The sequence below is a fragment of the Nostocoides vanveenii genome, assembly GCF_039531165.1.
Taxonomy (GTDB): Bacteria; Actinomycetota; Actinomycetes; order Actinomycetales; family Dermatophilaceae; genus Nostocoides_A; species Nostocoides_A vanveenii.
The window spans coordinates 1-8,480 of sequence record NZ_BAAAPN010000087.1 but is presented as its reverse complement, the minus strand read 5'-3'; the positions used below and the strand labels follow the sequence as shown (position 1 = coordinate 8,480).

The 8,480-nt window shown below is 64.4% G+C and carries 9 protein-coding genes; 7 read left to right on the top strand and 2 right to left on the bottom strand.

The window, feature by feature from the left end:
* Positions 1 to 356: 356 nt before the first annotated feature.
* Both ABD209_RS15860 and ABD209_RS15855 read right to left on the bottom strand, forming a co-directional pair.
* Positions 357 to 1,562: a glycosyltransferase 87 family protein gene (locus ABD209_RS15860; RefSeq protein WP_344067947.1), complete on the bottom strand. Its 1,206-nt coding sequence runs from the start codon at positions 1,560 to 1,562 to the stop codon at positions 357 to 359.
* Positions 1,563 to 2,524: 962 nt separating this feature from the next.
* Complete coding sequence (locus ABD209_RS15855) at positions 2,525 to 2,920, bottom strand: peptidase inhibitor family I36 protein (RefSeq protein WP_344067945.1); 396 nt, start codon at positions 2,918 to 2,920, stop codon at positions 2,525 to 2,527.
* 12 nt (positions 2,921 to 2,932) lie between these two features.
* Between ABD209_RS15855 and ABD209_RS15850 the strand changes: the two genes are divergently transcribed.
* The 7 genes from ABD209_RS15850 to ABD209_RS15820 all read left to right on the top strand — a co-directional run bounded on the left by ABD209_RS15850 (position 2,933) and on the right by ABD209_RS15820 (position 8,416).
* Positions 2,933 to 3,994, top strand: coding sequence for a replication-relaxation family protein (locus tag ABD209_RS15850; protein WP_344067943.1), 1,062 nt, complete (start codon positions 2,933 to 2,935; stop codon positions 3,992 to 3,994).
* Positions 3,987 to 5,036, top strand: coding sequence for a DNA-methyltransferase (locus tag ABD209_RS15845; protein WP_344067941.1), 1,050 nt, complete (start codon positions 3,987 to 3,989; stop codon positions 5,034 to 5,036). The genes ABD209_RS15850 and ABD209_RS15845 overlap by 8 nt, the downstream gene beginning before the upstream one ends.
* Before the next feature lie 105 nt (positions 5,037 to 5,141).
* Positions 5,142 to 5,486: a hypothetical protein gene (locus tag ABD209_RS15840; protein ID WP_344067939.1), complete on the top strand. Its 345-nt coding sequence runs from the start codon at positions 5,142 to 5,144 to the stop codon at positions 5,484 to 5,486.
* Between the two features lie 144 nt (positions 5,487 to 5,630).
* On the top strand, positions 5,631 to 6,278 hold the full coding sequence (locus ABD209_RS15835) for an antirestriction protein ArdA (RefSeq protein ID WP_344067937.1): 648 nt from the start codon (positions 5,631 to 5,633) through the stop codon (positions 6,276 to 6,278).
* A gap of 108 nt (positions 6,279 to 6,386) precedes the next feature.
* Positions 6,387 to 6,761: a helix-turn-helix domain-containing protein gene (locus tag ABD209_RS15830; RefSeq protein ID WP_344067935.1), complete on the top strand. Its 375-nt coding sequence runs from the start codon at positions 6,387 to 6,389 to the stop codon at positions 6,759 to 6,761.
* Between the two features lie 51 nt (positions 6,762 to 6,812).
* Complete coding sequence (locus tag ABD209_RS15825) at positions 6,813 to 7,469, top strand: ImmA/IrrE family metallo-endopeptidase (RefSeq protein WP_344067933.1); 657 nt, start codon at positions 6,813 to 6,815, stop codon at positions 7,467 to 7,469.
* Entirely contained in the window at positions 7,466 to 8,416 is a 951-nt protein-coding gene (locus tag ABD209_RS15820; RefSeq protein WP_344067931.1) for a recombinase family protein, read from the top strand. The genes ABD209_RS15825 and ABD209_RS15820 overlap by 4 nt, the downstream gene beginning before the upstream one ends.
* Positions 8,417 to 8,480: the final 64 nt, after the last annotated feature.

The following is an 8,480-nucleotide window of genomic DNA, read 5'->3' as shown; positions in this document are numbered from 1 at the left end:
CATCGACACCCTGCCCAGCATCAAAGCCGAGCAGGGCTCAATAGACTGACCAAACCGTTCACTTCTCGAACGCCGGAACCGACCAGTTTTCGAGCGCCGTCCACAGGCGTCAGTCACTCACGGCTGAGCAGGTGGAGAAGTGCGTTGGTCGCTACCAGGTGGGGTTGACGATCCGGGAGGTGGCTGCGGAGCTGGGGTTCCCGAAGACGACGGTGCAGGATGTGTTGGCTCGGGCGGGGGTGGAGATGCGGCGCGCGAGCCGTAGAGGCCGTTAAACATAAACGGCTCTTCGCCGTTGAGTGTGGGTGAGCGCGACGCGCTCAGGCTTCAGCAATGGTCCGAACCTCGGACCACCATTAGACCGGTGTGCTTTGCCGGCGACGGACCCGTTCGGAGACGGAGGTTGGTCCAACTTTGGCTTGACCCGGCCCTGATGGGGCGTGGCCCATGCGGGTCAGCCAGGCAAGGCCGGTCAGGGGCATGATCAGCGTGGCGAGTATCCACAACGGTCGCGGTGTGTCGTGCAGCCAGCCCAGCGGGGAGAGGGTGAGGGGGGCTATCACGAAGGCACCTCCGCAGAGGGCAGCGGTGATGCGTCGGCCCTGGTCGATGAGGACTATGACCATGGGGATGGCCCAGATCCAGTGGTGGGACCAGGACACGGGGGAGGCTAGCAGGCCTCCGACGGCGACCGCGGTCAAAGCGCCGACTTCCTGGTGGCGCGCGACGAGCCGCCGGGCAACGAGGTAGGCCAGCAGCAATGCGGCGACTTGGAGCGGCAGGGTGATCAGAATAGAGGGCTGGTCGTTGTGCAGAATCCGGGCAGCGACACCGGCCAGGGATTGGTTGTCAGGGTAGCCCCCGCCGCCTGATCGTGTCGGGTCCAGGAGCAGCACGGTCCAGTAATGCTGGCTGCTGGTGGGCGCGATCATCCACATGATCGCGATGGTGGCTGCGCCAGTCACGGTAGCGCGGGCGGCCGCAGGCCAGTCCCTGCGGGCTACGTAGTAGAGCACGAAGACCGCGGGTATCAGCTTGACTCCGGCCACCAGGCCGGTCAGGACTCCGCGGAGACGGGCGGGAAGGATGAACGCGTCGAGGACGACCAGTGCGGCCAGGACTAGGTTGATCTGTCCCTGCTGCACAGTCCGCAGCACCGGTTCGGCTAGCAGGCCGATGAGGGCGGCGGCGAGGGACGCGCGGCGACTCCAGCGCAGTTGTTGCGCCAGGGCGCCGGTGAACGCGAAGTAGGACAACCCAGAGAGCAGGAGCATCGCGGCTGCCGCGACCGGCCAGGAGACCACTGCCAGGAATGCGAACACCGCGGCGGCAAAGGGCGGGTAGGTGAACACCAGTTGGCCGTGTCCGGAGGTACGGGCTACGTATAGGTCGCTGCCGCTCAGCAAGGCATTGGCCCCATCCCGGTAGACCCGCAGGTCCTGGAACAGACTGGGCGTGCTCAGCCAATCCCGCCACCGCAGTACGAGCAGCGACCCGACGAGAATTAGCTGCAGGGTCGCGATGGCTGCGGCTGACCGGCGCAGCGGGGTCGAGATGGTCACGTCACGGAACCTTAGGGCAGCAGCGTTGGCTCGGCTGAGCCTGCCACGTTGGGAGGGTCACTTGCCTTGATTCTTGGCTACCCAGAGGGCAGCGTTCCGGATCGACTGAATAACGGCCACTCCTTGGGTGTGTTGATCCTGATCAAGTTGGCCGGCCCGTATGGCGTAGGCAGTAGCCGAGGCAGTCCGAAGGTTGCTGACATCTTGACAACGTAGATCCGTCTCAGCTGCCGCTACCTCCGCAGAGGCGAAGCTGTCGGAAGTCGGGAATGCGCTCGGAATCGATGGTGCCGATGCTTGGAGGGCCTGTCTGAGATCGGAAGGCTTCTCGACTCTGTAGCCTGCTACAGCCACGCAAGACCTCCACTTTGCCTGAGCCTCTCTCATCGCAGCCGTCTCAGGGGTAGTCGAAACGACCCATGACTGAAGTTGCTCCGGTAGGTACTCGACCCGTGCCCATGAAATGATGTCGCCAGATCCCAGTTCCTCACGGGCGCGCGCGAAACACCCGGATCGAGGCACCATCATTGTGTATGACCCGGGCATCGTTACCTGCAGCATGCCAGTGTCGCTCCCAAGCAGGATTCGATCTAAGTCCGCATTCTCGTGGCTGTTTTGCGTTGCCTGCATGGCAGCAGCGATCCCGTATCCCGATCGGGATGCATAGTTAGGGTCACCTAGGGCGGCGGCCATGGCATCAGGCACGATGGGCGTCGGTGTGTAGCCCTCGGCCCCGTCGCTATGAACGCACCGCTCAATCAGCGCGTTCTGTACCTGCTCCCGCCAAGTCTCGACCCTCCAATAGGCGACATCGCCAGTGGCCAAGTCTCCGACGCTCAGCTTCCAGACCTCGCCGGGCGCCAGCGGTAGCGACGGTTGGATCTCGGTTGCTTGGCACCCTGACATGAGGGCGAGGCTCGCCAGCGCAGCGCTAGCGAGCCTCGCCTGGCGAAGGCTTCTGGCTAGCAACCGCCGGAGGTCGTGTATTGGATGTCAGAGGAGATGACATTGTCATAAGCCCACGAGCCCAGGTTGGCGATGAGGTCGCCATGTTTCAGCGTGTGATACCCGCCGATGAAGTCAGCGTTCGCGTAGAAGCGGAAGCAGGAATTCGAGGTGTGGTTGTACAAGGAACTCGCGCAGTCATTCCACGTAAAGTACTTCCCGCAGTTCGGCTCGCTGAAGACACCCCAATTGTGGTTGGTTCCTTGGATTTGCAATCGGGCACCGTTGTAGTTGGTGCCGTTCCAGGCACACATGTAGCTGCTCGGGCAGTCGCCCACCGCGGCCTGAGCTTCCTGAGCAACGCTGAAACTCGCCAGGATAGCCAATACTGCGCTGGCAAAGATGGCGTACATCCGTCGACGGAAATGCATGGAAAATTACCTCCCCTTGTCCCCGGTGTTGCTGACTATAGGAACGTACACCCGCAGCCGGGTTCGCACCAGGGCCTCGACAGAGTCAGTATTTCGGGGCGCGGAAGGCCTTGGCAGACCGGCCTATCCGACCGGTTCGGCGCCCATTCCGTTCCGGCTTCGCGTGTCCGCTCAACGACAACCCATCAGCCATGCGCGGCCGGGGCGCCTCGGCCCGCCGCGCCGTGTGACTGCCAGCGATGCTGCGCGAGTCCTACCGTCCGAGCCCCGCACTCGGAGCAGCGAGCCAGAGTCGTGTTGGCCCAGTCTTCGATGTGTGAGCGGGATTGGGGAGTTGTCCGCCTCGTCGCCGACCACCGCTACCTCGCCACTCGGCAGATCGAAGGTTTTTTCTTCCACGATCATGCTTCTGCTTTGACGGCTGCCCGGGTTTGTCGACGGGTCCTGCGGCGGCTGGCTGACCAGCGTGTGCTGCAGCCGCTGGAGCGGCGGATCGGCGGCATCCGGGCTGGCTCAGCCTCCTACGTCTGGCATGTCGGACCGATCGGACAGCGACTGCTTGGCGGCCACCGCAGGCGTGCGCACGAACCGTCGCAGCTCTTCCTCGGCCATTCACTGGCCGTTGCCGACGCTCATCTCGGGCTTGTCCAGGCCGACCGAGCGACTGCACTCGCGCTGGAACGTGTCGACCTGGAGCCTGACTGCTGGCGGGCCTACACCGGGCTTGGCGGTAGCCGCGAGGTGCTCAAGCCCGACCTGTACGTCATCACGCTGGACCCGGCCGACCCGGACTACGAACTGCGCTGGTTCATTGAGATTGATCTCGGCACCGAGAACCTGGCCCGGCTCATGGGCAAGTGCCGCCGCTACCAAGAAGCCGCCCGCAGCGAGGGCGAAGGGTTTCCGATGGTCGTCTGGGCCATGACGAACGACCCCGCAGCCGAGAGGCTCCGTGAGGCCGTAGGGCGCGACGACTCGCTCGACGCTCGCTTGTTCGTCGCCACCACGCAGGCCTCCTTGACGAAGGTCATTGGCGCGGGAGGCTCCCATGACTGACCGCACCTCGACTCCTCGCGGCCAGATCCTCGTCGGGGACGCCCTGGCGACGCTCCGGACGTTGCCGACTGGCTCAGTGGATCAGGTGCTGACCAGCCCGCCGTACTTCCGGCTACGCGACTACGACGCTCGCGGCCAGCTCGGCCTCGAAGGCCACGTCGATCAGTGGGTGAGCGAACTCGTGGATGTCGCCGTAGAGGTCAAGCGTGTACTGGTGTCGACCGGCACGTTTTGGCTCAACGTAAGCGACACCTACAGCACGCACGCACGCGAGGGATCTCCACGCAAGAGCCTGCTGCTCGGGCCAGAACGACTGGCGCTCGCCCTAGTATCAGACGGCTGGCGGCTCCGGAACAAGATTGTTTGGCAGAAGGCCAACCCCATGCCGCACTCCGTCACCGACCGGTTGACGTGTACCTGGGAGGCGCTGTTCGTCTTCACCAAGCAGGACCGCTACTTCTTCGACCTGGACGCCATCCGGGTACCGCATCTCTCTAAAGCTGGGCCGGCGCGGTCCGGGCGACCAGTACGCACCAAGCGCGAACAGTGGCGGGGCCCGAACACCGACGACGCCACTGGCCTGGTCCGCCTGAAGCACCTCGGCCGCGTTGGGCACTCGTTGGGCAAAAACCCTGGCGATGTCCTCCGCATCCCCTCCAGCAATTACCGCGGCAGCCACCACGCCACGTTCCCAGTCGCCCTCGCCGAACTGGCCATCCGGGCCGGCTGCCCGGAAGCCCGCTGCCTGGTCTGCCGTCTGCCATACCGGCGAGGGATCTTCCAGACTGCCGCAGGCAGCCGCGAGGTTTCCGGGCGGGGCGATCTGCGACCGACCTGCGAGTGCGGCACAGCAGCCGAGCCCGGGCTCGTCCTCGACCCGTTCATGGGAGCAGGCACCACGGCACTCGGGGCGATTGAGAACCGACGCGACTGGGCAGGCATCGAACTCTCACCCCACTTCGCAGCCGAAGCCGAGCAACGCATCGCCGAGTACGCGCCCAACGGGGCGAAGGTTGCGACGACTCGGGGAGGCGCATCGTGAGGTCGCCCCCCGACTCCACCGTCTCGTCGGTGTCACGCGGCATATCTGTCAGACGGCGCAAACCTGCGCAGTCGGTATACCGCCCGCACCGAGGAGGTGACGCTCATGTCCGACCAGGACATGACCGAGAAGAGCCGAAGCGGCGTCAAGACGCTCGCCATCCGGCTCGAACCATCCATGCACGCCCAGCTGAGCCTCATCGCTCAGCTGCGCGGCACCACCCTCACCGACGAGATCCGGGAAGCGATCCAGCAGCGTCTCGACGCCGCCAAGTCCACGCCGGAACTCACCGCTCGGGCCGGGAGCGCACTCGATGCCCTCCAGGACGAAGTCACCGCCCGAAGGGCCGCAATCGTCGCCCTTTTCGGAGGCGGCGTCCCGGAGCCCGCGCCTGACACGGACGAGCCCAAGCCCGGCGCTCGTCGGCGGAGCGGAGGTGGTCAGCAGTAGCCGATGTCGGCTGGCTGCGCTGGATGAACCGCTCCCCTCGGGAGCAACCGGCAGGGGCGGCGAGTCGAAGTTGAGGAGCAGTCGCTTCTCCTTCACTCGCTCGCCCCTGCCACTCACACCCACGTAACAGGAAGGAGGCCAACCATGACCCACGAACACCAACCCGGCGCTGACCAGGCGCCAGAACACGAATCGGAGACCATCGACCACGGGCGCGAGCAGGAACCCGCGATGCAGCCCAAGATCTGGGTCGGCAGCCTCCTTGATTACAACTACGGCCATTTGCACGGCGACTGGATCCGTGCTGCCCAGGACGACGAAGCCCTCACCGCCGACGTCCGGCGGATACTCGCCGCGTCGCCCACCGCCGCCGATACCGGAGAGGTCGCCGAGGAGTTCGGTATCTTCGACTACGACGAGTTCGGGGACTGGAAGCCCGGCGAGTACGAGAGTCTCACCATCGTTGCGGCCGTCGCCCGCGGCATCCAGCAGCACGGCCCGGCCTTCGCCGCCTGGGCAGAGCTCCACGACGCCGACCCCGACATGCTCGCCGCCTTCGAGGACGCCTACCTCGGCGAGTACGACTCGCCGGAGGCCTGGGCCGAGCTCCTCATGGAGGAGAGCGGCAGCCGGGAGGCGATCGAACGGCTTGCCCAGGAGCAGGTCGGCGACCTGGCGCGCTACGTGCGGCTCGACTCCGGCCAGTGGGCGCAGGATGCCTGGCTGTCCGGAGACATCACCGTCATGCACAAAGACGGCGGCGGGGTGTGGATCTTCAACGCAAATCCGTAACCGTCAGGAAAGGCTTTCCTGACGTTGTGGAATAGACAATTGGTGCTGCGTTTCCGCAACAGGAGGCGTAAAATGGGGAGTAGAACGAACGAAAGGACAGGGCTCCAGATGGACGACACGCAAGCAGCCGAACTCGGCGCACATATCCGCAAACACCGCGAGGCAACCGGCCTGTCGATCCGGCGGCTAGCATCCCTGGTCGGGATCGACCAGGCACAGATCATCCGGCTCGAGCAAGGCAAGGTCGCCTCACCCAAGGCCGACGTACTCGACCGCATTGCCAGCGAAATCCGTGTCCCGGTAGCCGATCTGCTCACCATGGCGGGCTACCCGGTCACCAGAGCGCTCCCGAGTCTGCGGCCATACATGCGGGCTAAATACCGAGACCTACCACCCGAAGCTGTCAACGAGGTCGAGGACTTCGTGAAGCGCCTGCAAGCCGAGCACGGCAGCGGACCGAAGGCTGGCGAGGACGAGGCATAAGAGCAAACCTACAAAGAAGATATGACAACAAACGAAAGGAGGGACGAGCCCATGAATAAGCAATCGACGACAGACGAACCAATGAGGCGCTCAACGCTGACAACCCTGCGTCGCCTTGTGCCGAACCGAAATTTAACCTTTTCCGAGGCCCTGCGCGTGGCCGAACTGCAAGCCAGTCGGCTGCGCGAACTGCTCGACGTACGAGGCGAGGCACTGCCGGAGGAAGCCATCTCCGAGTTGCCACGCATCCGCGTCGTCCGCCGCGTCCTGCCGACCTCCGGCATGAGCTACTGGAACGGGCAGGAATGGGTCATCGCGCTGAACTTCCGCGAACCCGAAGCGCGGCAGCGCTTCACCCTGCTGCATGAGTACAAGCACATCCTGGATCACGGCAGTCTTGAGCGGCTCTACACCGGCAGCCGCAGCGCTGACACCGCCAAGCAGGCCGAGCAAGCCGCCGACTATTTTGCTGGCTGCGCACTCATGCCCAAGCTGCTGGTCAAGCGCGCTTGGGGCAACCGACGCCAGAGCCCCGAGGCTCTTGCCCAGTTATTCGACGTCTCACCAAGGGCCGCCGAAGTCCGGCTGGCCCAACTCGGGCTGACGGAACCAATGGCTCGCTGTGCCCCACCTGCTCGCAGCCAACGCAGCGCCAACCGATACTTCCGGCTCTCAACCTGGCCTTCGCCCGAATGGAGTGCAGCGTGACCGCGGAACCCCTAGAAGCACCGAAGCGTGCTGTTTCCTACCTGCGCGTCTCCACCAAGCGGCAACTCGACACCGCGGCAGACATCGACCCCGACGGCAACTCCATCGCCACCCAGCGAGAAGCCTGCGCTGGGAAGGCAGACAAGCTCGATGCGAACGTTGAGCGTGAGTTCGTTGAGCCGGGCACGTCGGCACAGACGATCGAGAAGCGCACCGTCTTCAAGCAGTTGCTCGCCTACCTCGCTGAGAACCCCGGCGTCGACTACGTAATTATCTACATGCGCTCGCGCGCCTTCCGAAACCTCGGCGATGCGGTCCTGACCAAGCGCAAATTGGAGCGGCTTGGCATCCGGCTCGTGAGCGCGAAGGAAGACTTTGGCGACGGCATCATGGCCGACGCCATGGAGGCCGTTACGGACATCATCAACGAAGTCCAAGTCCGAATGAGCGGCGAGGACATCCGCGTCAAAATGCAGCACAAGGCAGAGAACGGCGGCACCATCGGCCGTGCCCGGATCGGCTACAAGAACATCCGCATCGAACACGACGGTCGGCTCGTCAACACCGTGGGCCTCGACGACGAGCGCGCCCCGCTCATTCGTGTTGCGTGGGAGTTATACGCGACCGGCGAGTACTCGATCGACCGGCTCTACGCCACGATGGCCGATCAGGGTCTCACCACCCGGCCGAGCCGACGCAATCCTGCCCAGCCGCTAGCTGCCAGCCAGTTGGCGCGCATGCTCCACGACCCGTACTACACGGGTCTCGTTGTATACAAAGGCGAGACGTTCCCCGGTCGACACCCCGCGATTGTTGACCAAGACCTGTTTGACAAGGTGCAAGAAGTCTTGGAAGCGAGGAGTGCACGTGGTCAGCGCGACCGCGTCCACCATCATTACCTCAAGGGATGTCAAGGGCCAGTAGGAACTGCCCAGTGGCGGTCATGAGACCTGCCCGCTGACGGTCATGAGAACTGCCCGGTGGTGGCCATGGGATCTGCCCATGGGGGCT

What these genes read in the sequence shown, in the direction of transcription:
- ABD209_RS15825 (WP_344067933.1), top strand. Translation starts at nt 6,813, where the DNA reads ATGAATAAGCAATCGACGACAGACGAACCAATGAGGCGCTCAACGCTG.
- ABD209_RS15855 (WP_344067945.1), bottom strand. Translation starts at nt 2,920, where the DNA reads ATGTACGCCATCTTTGCCAGCGCAGTATTGGCTATCCTGGCGAGTTTC.
- ABD209_RS15840 (WP_344067939.1), top strand. Translation starts at nt 5,142, where the DNA reads ATGTCCGACCAGGACATGACCGAGAAGAGCCGAAGCGGCGTCAAGACG.
- ABD209_RS15845 (WP_344067941.1), top strand. Translation starts at nt 3,987, where the DNA reads ATGACTGACCGCACCTCGACTCCTCGCGGCCAGATCCTCGTCGGGGAC.
- ABD209_RS15830 (WP_344067935.1), top strand. Translation starts at nt 6,387, where the DNA reads ATGGACGACACGCAAGCAGCCGAACTCGGCGCACATATCCGCAAACAC.
- ABD209_RS15835 (WP_344067937.1), top strand. Translation starts at nt 5,631, where the DNA reads ATGACCCACGAACACCAACCCGGCGCTGACCAGGCGCCAGAACACGAA.
- ABD209_RS15850 (WP_344067943.1), top strand. Translation starts at nt 2,933, where the DNA reads ATGCATGGAAAATTACCTCCCCTTGTCCCCGGTGTTGCTGACTATAGG.